At 37.7% G+C, this 16,520-nt stretch carries 15 protein-coding genes and 1 riboswitch; of the genes, 6 read left to right on the top strand and 9 right to left on the bottom strand.

Features of this window, described 5'->3' with window-relative positions; genetic code table 11:
- Positions 1 to 9: 9 nt before the first annotated feature.
- The 6 genes from LBYS11_RS02395 to LBYS11_RS02370 form a co-directional block, all read right to left on the bottom strand.
- Entirely contained in the window at positions 10 to 906 is an 897-nt protein-coding gene (locus tag LBYS11_RS02395) for an ABC transporter permease (RefSeq protein ID WP_048393395.1), read from the bottom strand.
- 13 nt (positions 907 to 919) lie between these two features.
- Positions 920 to 1,843, bottom strand: a complete 924-nt coding sequence (gene nikB / locus LBYS11_RS02390; RefSeq protein WP_054549113.1) for a nickel ABC transporter permease — start codon at positions 1,841 to 1,843, stop codon at positions 920 to 922.
- A 66-nt stretch (positions 1,844 to 1,909) separates the two neighbouring features.
- On the bottom strand, positions 1,910 to 3,493 hold the full coding sequence (locus tag LBYS11_RS02385) for a glutathione ABC transporter substrate-binding protein (protein WP_103117391.1): 1,584 nt from the start codon (positions 3,491 to 3,493) through the stop codon (positions 1,910 to 1,912).
- A 480-nt stretch (positions 3,494 to 3,973) separates the two neighbouring features.
- Positions 3,974 to 5,326, bottom strand: a complete 1,353-nt coding sequence (locus LBYS11_RS02380) for an aspartate aminotransferase family protein (protein ID WP_066037025.1) — start codon at positions 5,324 to 5,326, stop codon at positions 3,974 to 3,976.
- Positions 5,327 to 5,350: 24 nt separating this feature from the next.
- The gene (locus tag LBYS11_RS02375; RefSeq protein ID WP_103117390.1) at positions 5,351 to 6,880 is read right to left on the bottom strand and encodes a CoA-acylating methylmalonate-semialdehyde dehydrogenase; all 1,530 of its coding nucleotides are present in this window, start codon (positions 6,878 to 6,880) and stop codon (positions 5,351 to 5,353) included.
- A gap of 24 nt (positions 6,881 to 6,904) precedes the next feature.
- Positions 6,905 to 8,317 (bottom strand): amino acid permease, encoded by a 1,413-nt coding sequence (locus LBYS11_RS02370; RefSeq protein WP_048393384.1) that lies wholly within the window; start codon positions 8,315 to 8,317, stop codon positions 6,905 to 6,907.
- 233 nt (positions 8,318 to 8,550) lie between these two features.
- Here LBYS11_RS02370 and LBYS11_RS02365 point away from each other — a divergent pair, with 233 nt between their 5' ends.
- The gene (locus LBYS11_RS02365; RefSeq protein ID WP_103117389.1) at positions 8,551 to 10,119 is read left to right on the top strand and encodes a PucR family transcriptional regulator; all 1,569 of its coding nucleotides are present in this window, start codon (positions 8,551 to 8,553) and stop codon (positions 10,117 to 10,119) included.
- A 52-nt stretch (positions 10,120 to 10,171) separates the two neighbouring features.
- Here LBYS11_RS02365 and LBYS11_RS02360 read toward each other — a convergent pair whose 3' ends face one another.
- The gene (locus LBYS11_RS02360) at positions 10,172 to 10,966 is read right to left on the bottom strand and encodes a carbon-nitrogen family hydrolase (RefSeq protein ID WP_103117388.1); all 795 of its coding nucleotides are present in this window, start codon (positions 10,964 to 10,966) and stop codon (positions 10,172 to 10,174) included.
- Between the two features lie 96 nt (positions 10,967 to 11,062).
- On the opposite strand from LBYS11_RS02360, the gene LBYS11_RS02350 reads away from it, so the two are divergent.
- Positions 11,063 to 12,232 (top strand): pyridoxal phosphate-dependent aminotransferase, encoded by a 1,170-nt coding sequence (locus LBYS11_RS02350; protein WP_103117386.1) that lies wholly within the window; start codon positions 11,063 to 11,065, stop codon positions 12,230 to 12,232.
- Positions 12,233 to 12,274: 42 nt separating this feature from the next.
- On the opposite strand, the gene LBYS11_RS02345 is transcribed toward LBYS11_RS02350, so the two are convergent.
- Positions 12,275 to 12,601 (bottom strand): PCC domain-containing protein, encoded by a 327-nt coding sequence (locus tag LBYS11_RS02345; protein ID WP_255409645.1) that lies wholly within the window; start codon positions 12,599 to 12,601, stop codon positions 12,275 to 12,277.
- The gene (locus LBYS11_RS23915) at positions 12,601 to 12,777 is read right to left on the bottom strand and encodes a PCC domain-containing protein (protein WP_255409644.1); all 177 of its coding nucleotides are present in this window, start codon (positions 12,775 to 12,777) and stop codon (positions 12,601 to 12,603) included. The genes LBYS11_RS02345 and LBYS11_RS23915 overlap by 1 nt, the downstream gene beginning before the upstream one ends.
- 122 nt (positions 12,778 to 12,899) lie before the next feature.
- A riboswitch (SAM riboswitch) is annotated at positions 12,900 to 13,004 on the top strand.
- A gap of 88 nt (positions 13,005 to 13,092) precedes the next feature.
- Here LBYS11_RS23915 and LBYS11_RS02340 point away from each other — a divergent pair.
- The 4 genes from LBYS11_RS02340 (at position 13,093) to LBYS11_RS02325 (ending at position 16,429) form a co-directional block, all read left to right on the top strand.
- Positions 13,093 to 13,923, top strand: a complete 831-nt coding sequence (locus LBYS11_RS02340) for a MetQ/NlpA family ABC transporter substrate-binding protein (protein ID WP_048393373.1) — start codon at positions 13,093 to 13,095, stop codon at positions 13,921 to 13,923.
- Positions 13,924 to 14,030: 107 nt separating this feature from the next.
- A complete protein-coding gene (locus LBYS11_RS02335; RefSeq protein WP_066037030.1) occupies positions 14,031 to 15,056 on the top strand; it encodes a methionine ABC transporter ATP-binding protein in 1,026 nt (341 codons plus the stop codon).
- Positions 15,049 to 15,720 carry a methionine ABC transporter permease gene (locus tag LBYS11_RS02330; protein ID WP_048393370.1) on the top strand — a complete coding sequence of 224 codons (672 nt, stop codon included), beginning with the start codon at positions 15,049 to 15,051 and terminating at the stop codon, positions 15,718 to 15,720. Before LBYS11_RS02335 ends, LBYS11_RS02330 begins: the two co-directional genes overlap by 8 nt.
- Before the next feature lie 13 nt (positions 15,721 to 15,733).
- A complete protein-coding gene (locus LBYS11_RS02325) occupies positions 15,734 to 16,429 on the top strand; it encodes an enoyl-CoA hydratase/isomerase family protein (RefSeq protein ID WP_233732372.1) in 696 nt (231 codons plus the stop codon).
- Positions 16,430 to 16,520 lie beyond the last annotated feature (91 nt).

Below are 16,520 nucleotides of genomic sequence, written 5' to 3'. Positions count from 1 at the left end.
GCATTCTCCTTAATTATTTTTTATTTTTGGATCTAACACATCTCGTAATCCATCACCTATTAAGTTAAATGCTAGTACGGTTAAAAATATGGCAATACCTGGCATGATGACTACATGCGAAGATGTCCCTAAATAGTCGCGCCCACTACTTAGCATTACTCCCCACTCAGGCATTTCAGGGCTTGCACCTAAGCCTAAAAAACTTAAACCAGAAGCTGCTAAAATGGCTGTCCCTATACGCATTGTGACAAAAATGATTAACTCACTAATTGTTTCAGGGAAAATATGTTTCCACAGCACTCTAACATGCGATGCTCCCATAGATTGTGCTGCTTCTACATAGACATTCTCCTTCGCATTCAATGTAGCACCTCTGACTAAACGAGCAAAAGATGGCACACTAAAGATCATCACAGCAATGATGACATTATTAATACCAGGGCCCAATAAGGCTACAATGGCAATCGCTAATAATAAATCAGGGAATGAAAACAACACATCACAGCTACGCATGATGATTTTGTCAACCCACCCACCGAAGTAACCGCTAATTAAACCTAAAATAGTTCCTAGTATTAAGCCTAAAAATACGGCACTGAAACTCACCATTAAGGATATTTTTGCGCCTACTATTAAACGACTAAAAATATCTCGCCCATACTCGTCCGTTCCTGCCAAATGACTTGCACTTGGTCCCTCTAATAAAGCATTATAATTCGGTTCAAAAGGATCGTAAGGTGCGATATAAGGGCCAATAATAGCGATTACAATTAACAATCCTATAAAGATACTTGCTACCAAAGCAGCCTTTTGTTTTTTAAAAGACTTCCAAAATTCTTTAAGAGGAGAGTATTTTCTTTGTGTATTTTGCACTTGGCTATTTTGCACAGTAGTTGGTGAAGTCATTTTGTTCCCTCCCTTAAGAATTTAATTGGATTTTTGGATTTAACACGGTATAAAGCACATCAACGATTAAATTTACTAAAATAAATTCAAATGCAAATAACAGCAGTGCAGACTGAATGACGGGATAATCTCGAAAGGCAATCGAATCAATTAAAAGTCGTCCCATTCCTGGAAAACTAAAGACTGTCTCCACTACCACCGATCCTCCTAAGAGAAATCCGAATTGCAGACCTGCTACTGTTACCACAGAAATCAAGGAATTTCTTAAAGCATGGGTAACAATAACGGAGTGTTCTTTCAATCCTTTTGCTCTCCCTGTTCTTATAAAATCTGCTTGTAACGTTTCAAGCATGGAAGAACGAGTAAATCGCGCAATCATTGACATAATGCCAGCCCCTAAAGTCAAGGAGGGCAAAATATAACTAGAAAAGCCATCTAATCCACCTGTCGGAAATAGCCCTAGCTGCACTGAAAATAATTGAATTAATAATAAGCCCAACCAAAATCCTGGAATTGAGATGCCAGAAACAGCCGTTACCATACCAAAATAATCAGGCCATTTGTTTTTATTGATGGCAGAAAGAACACCAATCACCAAACCCATTAATGTAGCCCAAAACATGGAAAGGAAAGTAAGATGAAGAGAAGGCATAAACCTTGTTTTAAACATATCTATGACAGGTAGTCCTGTTGTTAAAGATGTTCCAAGCTCACCCGTCACAAGATTTTTCATATAATCCATGTATTGTTTAAGAATGGGTTTATCTAAACCTAACTCATGGCGTACATTTTCAACATCTTCTAGCGTGGCATCCTTACCAGCTACTAATCTTGCAGGGTCACCTGGTATGAAATGAATAAATAAGAATGTTAATATAGAAATGACAATTAATATCGGTATCATTTCAACAGTTCTTCTTGCTATATACTTCCACATGTGGCCTTCCTCCTTTCTATTTTTATGGAAAAGGAATTGACGAGCATCAATTCCTTTTACTGTTCATTACTCCACTTTGGCATTCTTCACATCAAGCCCACCTGTAGGGTTTACTAGCACACCGCTCACATTTGAACGTACACCATATACAACTTCATCTACCCCTAAGAAAATCCAAGGTGTATCTTGATAAACGATTTCCTGTAATTTTTCATATAATTCAGCTTGGCGATCTACATCTGAAATGGAGTTAGCTTCATCCATTAATTGATCTGCCTCCGTGTTATGATAGTAAGCTGTATTTGCACCATTCGGTGGGAATGATACGCTATGGAAAAGAGGCTTTGTTGCATTCGTTATATCCGAAGCATACGCTGACCAACTCACATACCACATTTGTAATTTCGCATCATCTGGTGTTTGTGCACCATAGATTTCGTCTGATAAAGTTCCTTCTTCCATCGATTTAATTTCTACTTTTACACCGATTTGACCTAACTGTTGTTGAATAAACTGCATACCCTTCATCGTATCCGAGTTCGTGTTCCCCCAGATTTCAATATCGAAACCATCTGGATAGCCTGCCTCAGCCAATAATTCTTTTGCCTTTTCAATATTGTGTTCATACATTTTTTGCTGCTTATAATAAACGGTTTTGGAAGGAATAATAGAGTCTAATGGTAAACCAAGCCCTGCATTCACCACTTTTAAATAAGCATCCTTGTCCACGGCGTAGTTAAAGGCTTGTCGAACTTTAATATCATCCAAAGGTTTTTTATAGGTATTTAATGAAACGTAATGTGCAATTGTAGAAGGAACCTTATTTACCTCTACATCTTTACTATTAGAAAGCTCATCAATATTTTGTGCTGGCACTGGATAGATAACCTGAGCATCGCCCGCTTTTAGCATCGCTACGCGCGAGCCGTTTTCTGGCACTGGTTTATAGGTGATTTTAGCAACACGTTCTCCACCATCCCAATAGCCATCAAAGTTTTCAATTGTTAAATGGTCTCCTTGTACCCATTCAACAAATTTATATGGTCCTGTACCAACAGGTTTTTTAGGTATGTCTGCTGAATTTTCTTTAATCATTTTTGGACTAATCATTTTGGCAACTCCGAAACGTGTAATCATTGGTCCATATGGTTCTTTTAAAGTAACTTTAATTTCATAGTCGCCTAGGATTTCAACATCGCTGATTAAGCTAAAACCACGAGAATATAAACGTAAACTTTCATCATTCATGATTCGTTCAATGTTGACCTTTACAGCTTCAGCATTAAACTGCTCCCCGTCATGGAAAGTAACCCCTTCTTTAAGTTTGAATGTATAGACTAGCGCGTCTTCACTAATTGAATAGTCATCTGCTAGAACCTTAATAATTTGACCATCTGCATTAAAGCCTAACAATCCTTCTAGCATTGTCTCCTGTACAGAACTCGAATTCGTATCCCCTGTGTTATGTGGATCCATTGAAATAAAGTTTTCATTTACAGCGATAACAAGTTCATTTTTTGAACTAGCTGTACCTGAATCTGTAGTAGACTTGTCCCCAGTATTTGATGCGTTAGAATTGTCTTTCTCTGCGCATGCTGCTAAAAGCAACGTACATAGAATTACAAAAACCAATTTTTTAACATAATTCATCTCATCTACTCCCTTTGTAAAAATCTATAAGAATATTTCTTAAAACTTAAATTAAGAAATATAATTACCAAAAAATATTTATTTTCTCCACTGATGAAAATAAATAGGCAAAAATAAACTATATTTTCTTACGATTAGACAATTCAATTCAGGAAAAATTGCTCCCTCAACTATCACAATTGCTTTTAATCAGAAAGTATAGTTCAAAATACAAGGTGTATTTATTCCACTGCTGAAAATAAATGATTAAAAAATATTCCCTCTGAGGACATTTTTATTATCAGAAAATTAATTATTTTTTAACAACTATAAACTATGAAATCTATTATTTCCACTATTTTTTAAATAAATTTCAGAATTTTATAATTATTTTTATAGAAATATAATAATTATCCCTAGAATTTTTGTTGCCTCAAAGGCCAATAATAAAAGTTCTAAAAGCCCTTATTACATGGCTTTTAGAACCTACATGAATAGTTGCTATAGCGTATTTATACTATTCACAACCACATTTAGTATGCGGTCAAGATCTTCTTGTGCAATATTAAGTGGTGGTGATAACGTTAAGACATTATTAAACCCTGCTACAGTAGCTCCATTTTTCCCAATGATGACCCCTTGCCCTTTACATGCTGCAATGACAGCATTCACTTTCTCCACAGGCAAAGGTTCTTTCGAAACTTTATCTACCACTAATTCAATCCCAATCAATAAGCCTTTGCCTCGTACATCTCCTACATTTGGGTGAGGCTGTAATTCTTGTTGCAGTGTTTTTAGTGTTGCTGCACCAATTTCCTTGGAACGGTCAAATAAAGCCTCTTGCTCAAGAATCTCAATATTTTTTAATGCGACTGCACATGCCACCGGTGAGCCACCGAATGTATTTACATGGCGGAAATAGCCGTATGCATCTGATCCAGTAAACGCCTCATATATTTCACGCTTTACCGCTGTAGCTGATAATGGTAAATAGGCACTTGTAATTCCTTTGGCCATTGTAATAATATCAGGCTTTACACCATAATTCATAAATCCAAATGGCTTCCCTGTACGACCAAAGCCACAAATAACCTCATCCACAATCATTAAAGCGCCGTGTTTTTTGCATACTTCTTCAATTCCTTTTAAATAGTTTTCTGGAGGCATAATGACACCCCCACCTGTAATAATAGGCTCTAAGATCATTGCTGCAATTGTATCGCTCAGCTCCCATGTCATCGTTTTGTCTACGGCCTTTACACTCGCTAAATCTAATGGCGCAATAGTCTCACTTTCATGCTCACGATATTGATCAGGTGGTGCAACATGGATAAAGCCAGGTGATAGAGGCTCATATTTATATTTACGCTCCGCCTGCCCTGTTGCCGCTAATGCACCGAAGGAATTCCCATGATAAGCACGGTAGCGAGAGACGATTTTATAGCGCGAGCTTTGTCCTTTTTGCTGATGGTATTGTCGAGCTATTTTAAAAGCTGTTTCATTCGCTTCTGAACCACTGTTAGAGAAGAAAATAACATAATCTCCACCAAGCATTTCATTAAGTTTTTCGGCTAGTTCCACGGCTGGTAAATGTCCCTGAGATAAAGGTGCATAAGCATTTTTCATCATTTGTTCATGGGCTGCATCCGCTAATTCTTTACGACCATAGCCAACATTGACACACCATAGCCCAGCCATCGCATCAATATATTCCACACCATCTGTATCAGTAATTCTTGCACCATCAGATTTCTCTACTACATACGTGGCTTGTGGATTATAGGGTTTCATCGAATGCCATACATATTGCTCATCCTTTGCTAATACATCACTTTTAAGATTGATCTGCGTCATCGCCAAACACCCCTCATTATTATTTTAGTTTTTCGCATCGTTATTACTTGGGAACGCAAAGGAGCTTGCTGTATCCTCTGTCTCATCGGGCCAACGTTCAGAAATCGTTTTTGCCTTTGTAAAGAACCTCGCCTGATCTGGACCAAACATATGCCCTTCACCAAACTTAGAGCGTTTCCACCCACCAAAGTTATGATAGCCAACTGGAATTGGGATTGGCACATTTACCCCTACCATACCCACCTCTATTTCTTCTTGGAATTTACGCGCTGCCGCACCACTGCTTGTAAACATTGTGACACCATTGCCAAGCTCATGATCATTTATTAAATCAATAGCCTCTTGTAGTGAATCAACCCCTACTACAATACGTGCAGGACCAAAGACCTCCTCTTTGAAAATCGTCATTTCTGGTGTGACATGATTAAGTAATGTAGGACCAAGATAAAAACCATTTGACGATTCACATACTTTTGGATTTCTTCCGTCGATGACAAGATTCGCTCCTTCACTGACTGCCCCATCGATATAACGTATAATCGTTTCCTTTGATTGTTTAGTGATAACAGGACCAAAATCGACGTCTTGCTCTGTATAAGGCCCTACCTTTAGTTCGGAAATTTTATTTTTCAATATTTCCGTAAATCGTTGCTCCGTATCCTTCCCTACAACGAGTGCACCAGAAATAGCCATGCAACGCTGAGATGCTGCTCCATATGCTGCTCCTAAAAAGGCATTTGCTGTCTGTTCTAAATTGGCATCAGGCATAACAATCATAAAGTTCTTTCCACCACCAAATGCAGCGACTCGTTTATTGTGCTTTGTCCCAGTTTGATAGATATATTCAGCAACAGGCGTTGAGCCAACAAATGAAATTGCTTGAATCTCTTTATTTTCTAATAGTTCATCGACTGCCTCTTTATCTCCATTAACCATTGTCCAAATACCGTCTGGTAGACCTGCCTCTTTCCATAATTGGCTCAAATATAATGCTGAAATAGGTACACGTTCAGATGGCTTTAGAATAACTGCATTTCCTACCGCAACAGCCATACTTGTAATAGCCAGTGGTACCATAACAGGGAAATTAAATGGTGCAATGGTTGCTACTACACCAAGAGGCGATTTGGCAGAAAAAGCATTAATATTTCCACCTACATTGACGGAATACTCTCCTTTTAGCATTTGTGGGGCACTGATCGCCATATCCACAGATTCAATACCACGAACAATTTCACCTTTCGCATCTTCCTTAGTTTTTCCACTCTCTTGGCAAATCACATTGATAAGTTCTTCCTGTCTTTCTACTAACAGCTGACGGAAACGATGTAGCACTTCTACCCGCTTCCCAATTGATGTTTTTTTCCATGCTGGAAAGGCTTCCTTAGCTAACTGAATAGCATGCTTTACCTCGGCTCTTGAAGCAAGGGGTACTCTTGCAATAACCTCACCTGTTGACGGATTATATACTTCAGAGAATCTGTTACTTGTACCTGCTACCTCTTCTCCTTTGATAAAATGTGTTAGCGTTTTCATTTCTTGTTGAACTGTCATAATTGACCACTCCTTTTTTTCGTCTTATTGTTCAAAATCAAACTTGTCTTTTGTGAAAAGGGAACTTGATTCATCGGCTTGTTTGATCACCTTTTTCTTTTGAGTCAGCATATAGAAAATCATCACAATGGCCACAATAACGCATGTAAATAAAATTTGTGAGCGCATAGACTCTATAAAGAACATCGCAATGAGTAATGCTGTTGTTGCTACTATTGTTAAATATGTTAAATATGGAAATAGCCACATTTTCACCTTTAATAGCTCTGGATTTTCTTGCTCAATCTTCCTTCGCATTCTTAACTGTGAAAAGGCAATGATTAAATAAAGAATCAACGTAATAGCACTACAAGAACTTAATAAAAACATAAATACTTTATCTGGCGACACATAGTTCATAATGACCGCAATATATGAGAAAAATGTTGCGGCAAGTATGGCATTAACAGGTGCACCATTTTTATTTAATTTTAAAAATGCCTTTGGTGCTTCTCCTTTTTCCGCTAAAGAAAATACCATTCTTGATGTAGCATATAGTGCTGAATTTAGGCATGATAATACAGCAGTTAAAACAACAAAATTCATAATTTGTGCGGCTGCAGGAATACCAATATAATCAAGTACCGCTACATAAGGACTTGTTAAAATATCTGAGGAATGCCAAGGCAATAGCGTCACTACAACTGCAATAGAGCCTACATAGAAAATTAAAATACGCCAAGTAATAGAATTGGTAGCTTTTGTGACAGCGGCTAACGGTTCATCCGATTCACCAGCAGCAATCGCAACGATTTCTGTCCCCATAAATGAAAAAATAACGATAACGACACCCATTAGAACAGCGCCAAAACCATTTGGTAAAAAACCACCCTGTTCAACTAAATTGGTCATACCAACAGCATTAAAGTTTGGAGCAATACCAAAGATAATAAAAGCACCAAGACCTAGAAAAACGACTATACTTGCAACCTTAATAAGAGAGAACCAATACTCAAACTCACCAAAAGCTTTGACAGAAAGAACATTTGTTAATGTAAGTGCTACAGTTAATAACAGACTTAAAAGCCATAAAGGAATCCCATCGTACCAATATTGAATAATGGCAGCTGCTGCTGTTGCCTCTAAAGCAATGGCAATCACCCAGAAAAACCAGTACAACCATCCAATCATAAAACCTGCCCACGGACCAATGGCTTCATGTGCATAGTGAGCAAACGATCCACTCGTTGGATTGACTGCCGCCATCTCACCTAGCATACGCATAACTAATACAACGATAATTCCTGCAAATATATACGATAAAATTGCCCCTGGACCAGCTAGATTAATGACCGAGCCACTCCCCATAAATAGTCCAGCACCGATTACACCGGCAATCGCAATCATCGTCATATGCCGCTTCTTTAATCCTCTTTGTAAATGCGTTTGTTGCCCCATATCTGTCACCTCTTTTAGTAGATTGCTTGATCGCTTACAAAAATCTTACATCTTTCATAACGTTGAAGTAATAGACAAACTGTAAAATTCTATACTTTTGTTTTATACATAATGTAAAATAGACTAAATATTCTTAAAATAATTTTTAAACGATTTTATGAGTAAATTCTCTGCACCAAGCAGAAATTTTTGAATTCTAACCGCTGACACGCATGTCAAAAGGAGGGGCAAAAATGAGCCCATTTCAACTAAAAGTACTAGACGTTTTACAGAATAAATATTTTCAAAATGCAGAGGTAGTTGCAGGTCATGAGGGATTAACAAGGAGCGTTAAATGGGCACATGTACTAGAAATCATACATGTTGATAATTTTTTAGTTGGTGAAGAGTTAGTATTAACTACAGGGCTTAGTCTCCAACATAGTATTGAGGACTTTGTGTCCTTTATAGAAGCCATCATTCAAAAAAATTGTGCAGCACTTTGTATTGAATATGGCACCTCTATTCAAGCAGTACCTGAAGCGATTTTAACACTTGCCAACCGCCACCAGTTTCCTATTATTGTTTTCCATGAAGCAGTTCCTTTTGTTCGTATTACACAGGATTTACATAGTCAAATTATCAATCAGCAATATCTATTGATTTCTTCACTAGAAGCTTACTCACAAACATTGAACAAAAATGCAGTATTGGGACAAAACGCGGACGATATTTTACAAAATATGTATAATGAATTAAAAATACAAATTATGTTTTCCATTAAGGGAAGAGAACCTGTCTTTTTCCCGAATATGGCTCATAAAAAGCGGCAGCAATTCCTAACATTGAATACATCGTCTCAGCAATTTAAACATGAGCCTATTTTTCTATTTGATCAACATTATGCCGATTTATCAATTTATCGAGAAGATGGGCTTTTCTCCGAATTTGAATTATTAATATTAGATCGCACGGCAACAGCGTTGGCACAGCTTTTAATGCGAGAGTTCTATATTGAGGAAAAAAAGAATATTGAGGATGCTTCGATTTTAGCTGATTGGATTGATCAAAAACTATCTAAGGAGGAAATCTATAAATTTATCGTTACACATTATACTAACTATACACAATCCAGTGGCACTGTCTTTATTTTGGCTTCTCCTAATACGTTGACAAAGGCACAGGAGGATGTAGTCTATAGTAAGCTTTATTATCGTAATCTCTTTGAGCAACATGGCTTTATTCCATTTTTATTTGAAAGAAAAAGCTATGTTATTTTTATTTTACTGCATACAAAAGATAGTAAAGCCATTCGTGATATGTTAAACAACATGTTTTCCTCTTTGGTCAAAACTGAATTTTATAAAAAGCAGCAGGCACAAGGTTATCAGATAGCTATTGGGAAGGTCGTTTGTGATGTGGATGAAATTCCTAAAAGCTATCAAACTGCACTGGAAACCTTATATATTTGTCGAAAAGTACAAACGTCCTCGTTCTTTTATGATGATCTGCATTTATATCATTTAATCTATAAATTACAAATGCAGGTGGATTTACAGGAAGTGATTTACGACTATTTACAGCCCGTTATTGAATACGATGAAAAATATAATAGTAAGCTTCTCGAAACATTGCAAGTGTATTTACAAACAAATGGCTCTAAACAGCAAACAGCGAATCAATTGTTTATTGTTCGTCAAACACTCTATCACCGCTTAAAAAAGCTTGAAAGTTTACTTGGTAAAAATTTTATGAACGGGCATAACCGCATTACACTTGAATTTATGCTACTAGCCAATTCATTAATCGAGGATAAGAGCTAGAAAAAAGTTGGCACGCTTAAAAGGTTAACTCCCCTCCTAAGCGTGCCCTTTATTACCCTTTCACAACTACATCGTGATACAATCCAGGTCTACGATCATCGTAAACAGGAATTCTTCCACGTACTTCATCGACAATAGAAAAGTCTACATCGATCACTGCTACTTCCTCGTCCTCAGCACCTACCCATAATACTTCTCCCCAAGGTTGAATAATCATAGACTGCCCATTAAAATTTTCTACCTTTTTCGAAATACGATTTACTGCAATGACAAAGCATTGATTTTCAATTGCACGAGCCTGTAGCAACGTTTTCCAATGGTCAATCCTTGGAGTTGGCCACTGCGCTGGTACAAATAATACCTTTGCTCCTTGTAATGCATGTGCACGTAACCATTCTGGGAAGCGAATATCATAGCAAATGACACCAGCAGCTTCAATATCATCTAAAGCAAAACGATTCATTTCATCCCCTGCTTCCAAGTAAAGATGCTCGTCCATTAAACGGAAAAGATGTGCCTTGCTATATTCCCCAACAAGTTCTCCATTACGATCAAAGGTATACATCGTATTATAAAATTTATCGCCTTTCTTTGTTGAAACAGAGCCCCCTACAATATGTACATCAAGTTCCTTAGCAAGTTTAGCCAAAAAGGTCTTTGTCCGCTCACCATTGATATCTGCTAGCTCAGGCAGTTTCTCTAAAGCATAGCCTGTATTCCACATTTCAGGTAACACTATGATTTCTGCCCCATTTTTTGCAGCTTCACGAATCTTATCCTCGGCACGTTCAAAATTTTCTTCAACTTTGCCAAAGCCAACATTTAATTGAATACAACCGATTTTCATCTCTATTCCTCCTCTAGACAATTATCAGAAAAAGTAATACTATTTGCTTCATATTCTTCAATAATAATTATTATATTCTGAAAAAGGTGATCATGCATGGAATTCTCTAAAAAACTACAGCAACTACCCACTCAATTTTTTGCAGCACTCGTTCAAAAAGTAAACTTGGCTCTAGAAGAAGGGCGTGATGTCATTAACCTTGGGCAAGGAAATCCCGATCAGCCAACGCCTATTCACATCATTCAAGCATTACAGGAAGCAGCTGAAAATCCTCAAAACCACAAATATTCACCATTTAGAGGTCTCGCTGAATTACGCCAAGCTGCTGCGGACTTTTATCAACGTGAATATCAGGTAGAACTAAATCCAGATACAGAGGTAGCGATTCTTGGTGGAACAAAAATTGGTCTAGTTGAGCTACCTTTAGCTGTGTTAAACCCTGGTGACACGATGCTCTTACCAGATCCTGGCTATCCAGATTACCTATCAGGTGTTGTACTAGGAGACGTCAATTTTGAAGTAATGCCCCTTTTTGCTGAAAATGATTTCTTACCTGATTATCATGCATTACCTGATGAAGTGAAAGAAAAAGCAAAGCTTCTTTACTTAAATTACCCGAACAACCCTACAGGTGGTACAGCATCACTTGCGTTTTTTGAAGAGACCGTTCGCTTTGCGAAGGAGCACAATATTATCGTATCACATGATTTTGCTTATGGGGCAATAGGATTTGACGGTAATAAACCAGTTAGCTTCCTTCAAGCAAAGGGTGCAAAAGAAGTAGGAGTTGAAATGTATACATTATCGAAAACCTATAATATGGCTGGCTGGCGTATAGGCTTCGCTGTAGGGAATGCCGAGATTATTGCTGCTATTAATCTAATTCAGGATCATCTGTTTTGTAGTCAATTCCCTGCCATTCAACAAGCCGCAGCAGTAGCACTGACGGCTTCCCAACAATGTGCGGATGAACTACGAGCTACTTATGAGCGTCGCCGCAATGTACTCATTGAAGAAGCTCGAAGAATTGGCTGGCATGTTACGGCTCCAAAAGGCTCCTTCTTCGCATGGCTCCCTGTACCATTAGGCTATACAAGTGAACAGTTTGCTGATCTTTTGCTCGAAAAAGCTGATATCGCTGTAGCAGCAGGTAATGGCTTCGGTCAGTATGGTGAAGGCTATGTACGCGTAGGATTGCTGGTTAGTGAGGAGCGCTTACGTGAAGCAATCCATAGAATCGAGCAATTACAATTGTTTAAAAGATAATGACGTCGTATCCTGTAGCTATCCCTAGCTACAGGATTATTACTATTTTTCAATTTTCCTTGGTTGCCCTAAACCATTTTCTAATGGATAAAATTGAACATGACCTGTTTCATCATCCCATTTTCGAATATGTTGAATCCCTTGTACCTCTGCCAACACGATGTCAGCAGTAATAACAGGGTTGCCCCCTTTTATTAAATGCCCACCTGATACAACACCCCATTGATCGCTCATAGAACCATGGAAATGTGTCTCATATCCACCATCTCGCTTACACACCACACCTGAACCTTGAATAAATTCTAATGGTCCCTCTTTTTCAATCACATCACTAAAACGAACTTGAATTTGAGCTGTTGCATCTGGCACTAAATAAACAAAGCTGCTTTTTGAAAGCTGCCAATACAGCTTACAATTGTTGCTGACTCTATGCTATTCTCTTCGCAAAGCGCTTCAATCCCTTCAATGATATCTGTTCCCGTTAGAAAACGAGCACTAATAACCTTACCAAATGAACCTATACCATAATTAACTCTTACAGACATTGTTATCCCTCTTTTGCGTCGAAATATTATAATTATATAAAAAATTTAAAAATTATTTATTGACTTACTATACCCTATAAATTATATTAGTTCTATCGGAATTACAAAAAAATATTATAAATCTCTTATCAAGAGTAGCTGAGGGACTGGCCCTATGAAGCTCGGCAACCTCCTTTTTATAGGAAGGTGCTAAATCCTGCAAACGATCTTCGTTTGATAGATAAGAGAGGACATCTTTTCATGAGCCTCTCTTAATTTGTAAGAGAGTTTTTTTATTTTCAAAAAACCGATAAAAACAATCTTGGAGGTATTTTCATGAAAAAGAAAAATAAATTTTTAGTAGGTTTAGCAAGTTTAACATTAGTAGCAGCTTTAGCAGGCTGTGGCTCTAAAGAAGATAGTAAAAGCCAAGCTGAAGGAATTGATGAAAAGAAAATCGTTGTAGGCGTCACTTCTGGTCCACACGAACAAATTGCAGAAGTAGCCGCTAAAGTAGCAAAAGAAAATGGGCTAGAAGTAGAACTAAAATCATTTTCTGACTATGTTTTACCTAATACATCCTTAGCTGAAGGTGATCTTGATGCGAACAGCTATCAACACGAGCCTTTCCTAGATACATTTAATAAAGACCATGATACAGATTTAGTACCAGTGGGCAAGACGATTTTAAATCCAATGGGTATCTACTCAGAAAAATATAAATCCTTTGATGACATTCCTGACGGTGCAACGTTTGGCTTACCAAATGACCCAACGAATGGAGCACGTGCCCTCTTTGTTTTACAGGAAGCTGGCTATATTAAGTTAAAAGAGGGTGCAGACTTAACAGCCTCGATCCGTGATGTAGAAGAAAACAAAAAGAATTTAAAATTCATTGAATTAGAGGCAGCTCAAATTCCTAAACAACTTAGTGAAGTAGATGTAGCAGCTATTAATACAAACTTTGCACTAGAGGCTGGCATTAACCCTAAAGATGACTCTATTTTATTGGAATCTACCGATTCTCCATACGTGAACTATATTGTTGTACGTGCTGAAAATGAAAATGATCCAACAATTAAAAAGTTCGTTGAGGCTTACCAATCTGACGAAGTGCGTCAATTCATCGAAGAGGAATTCAAAGGTTCTGTAATCCCTAGCTGGTAATATGTTCAGAAAGCTTCTATAAAGCCGAAGAATCTGCTGAAATTCCCCAATGGGAAGACGAGCAGATTCTTGCTTTTTAGAAGGTTGAGAAAGGAGCAAACAATCGCATGATTCAATTACAAAATATCTCAAAAGAATTTAAATCGAAAAAAGGCATCATAAAAGCTGTGGATGGCATCAACCTTCACGTAAAAAAGGGACAAATTCATGGTGTAATCGGCTATAGTGGTGCTGGTAAAAGTACACTCATTCGTTGCGTTAATCTACTAGAACGTCCTACAGCAGGAAAAGTAGTGATAGACAATGTAGACATTACGACCCTTTCTCTTCACGAATTACGTCAAACACGCCAAAAAATCGGGATGATCTTCCAGCACTTTAATCTCTTAAAAACAGCAACAGTTTACAATAATATTGCAGTTCCCTTAAAGCTACTAGGCTATAAAGAGGCGGAAGTAAAAAACCGAGTAGCTAAGTATGCTGAAATTGTCGGTTTAACAGATAAACTAGATAGTTACCCAAATCAACTTTCAGGTGGTCAAAAACAGCGTGTGGCTATTGCACGTGCCTTAGCACAGGAACCAGAGATTTTACTTAGTGACGAAGCAACAAGTGCACTTGATCCTGAGACAACGGAAGCCATTCTTGAATTGTTGTTAAAAATTAATCGTGAATTAGGCATTACGATTCTGCTCATCACACATGAAATGAATGTAATTCAAAAAATTTGCGATGAGGTTTCTGTTCTAGAATCAGGGAAAGTTGTGGAATTTGGCACAGCGATTGAACTTTTTGCGAAACCGAAGCACCCTACAACGCGAAAGTTTTTGAATACAATTTCACAACGTAATTTATCCCCTTCTCTTATTGAGCAATTAAATGTTTCAGGAAGTGTAATCCGTTTAACATTCCTTGGTGAAAGTACTGGTAAGCCATTATTAGCAGAAGTCACTAAGGTATATGATGTGCAACCAAATATTTTAACAGCTAATATTATTGAATTAAAAAACGGTATTGTCGGCAATATTGTGGTGCATTTACATGGCGAAACGCAGATTGTCCAAAAGGCGTTAACGTATTTTTCAGAAAATGGCGTGGCAGTGGAAGAATTAGGAGGTGCGTTCAATGAGTAGTATCCAAAGCTTCTTTACAGATTGGTCAGATGTTATTGGCAAAGCAATTATCGAAACATTTCAAATGGTCGGAATTTCATTATTTTTCTCCATTCTGATTGGCATTCCATTAGGGCTATTAATCGTTTTAACACGACCAGGACAATCCTTTGAAAATAAATTTTTCTATCAGTTTTTTAATCTATTTATCAATATTGTTCGCTCTGTTCCATTTATCATTTTATTATTCTTCATCTTACCTTTTACCAAGTTAATTGTAGGTACAACAATTGGTGTTAAAGGTGTAATCGTTCCACTAGTTGTTTACACAGCTCCTTATATTGCACGGCTGATGGAATCTGCGCTTTTAGAAGTGGATTCCGGAGTAGTAGAAGCCTACACAGCCATGGGTATTAAACGTCGCCATATCATTTGGCATGTCCTATTACGTGAAGCGCGACCATCTATTATTTTAGGCTTAACAATTGCCACAATAGGATTAATTGGTGCAACAGCAATGGCAGGAATGGTTGGTGCTGGCGGTTTAGGTGACCTTGCCTACCGTTATGGTCATTTGCGCTATGAGGTTGATGTGATGTATGCAACTGTCTTTATCTTAATCATCCTTGTGCAGAGCATTCAATCCATTGGTAACCGCTTCGCCGCGAAGTTGAAAAAAGATTAAGAGGAGAATGAAGATGACAAACGAAATTTATGTAGAGAAAAATGGCTATATTGCAACGTTAGTATTAAACCGCCCGGATAAACGGAATTCTTTATCAAGGGCAATGTTTCAAGCCATAGTAGACCAACTAGAGCTGCTCCGTATAGATTCTTCCATCAAACTTTTAATTGTTCGCGGTGTCAATGAAGTAGCCTTTTCTTCCGGTGCAGATATTAGCGAGTTTTTAGATGTTCGTTATGCTACAGACAATGCTAAAGCCTATAATGAATTGGCTCTAAAGGCGATCGATGCTCTCTATAAATTTCCACACCCGACAATTGCTATGATTCAGGGCTTAGCAATTGGTGGTGGCTTAGAGTTAGCAAATGCTTGTGATTTTAGAATAGCAACGCCTAAGAGTAAGCTAGGCATTACCGCTGCAAACATAGGTATTGTCTATAATTTAGAAAGCACGAAACGTCTCATCAATATTGTTGGTGTCGCTAAGGCAAAGGAAATTTTGTACACAGCTACTATTTTTACAGCTGAAGAAGGAAAAAATATTGGTTTAATCACGGCCCTACACGAACCAGAGGAAATTGATGAGGCGACATTGCAATTCGCTGAACATTTATTAAGTAAATCATCCATTGCAAACGCAGGCATCAAAAAATTATCCAAGCAATTGTTGATGGTGAAATTGAAGAAAACGATGAGCTGGCACAGTTAGTTTTGGATTCATTTAGTTCAGACGATTATAACGAAGGTATTCAAGCCTTTTTAAATAAAAGAAAGCCTATTTTCAATAAATAAGTGAGGTA

The sequence above is a fragment of the Lysinibacillus sp. YS11 genome, assembly GCF_002896375.1.
Taxonomy (GTDB): domain Bacteria; phylum Bacillota; class Bacilli; order Bacillales_A; family Planococcaceae; genus Lysinibacillus; species Lysinibacillus capsici.
Note: the sequence above shows the minus strand (reverse complement) of the source record. Positions and strands in the feature narration are given on the sequence as shown.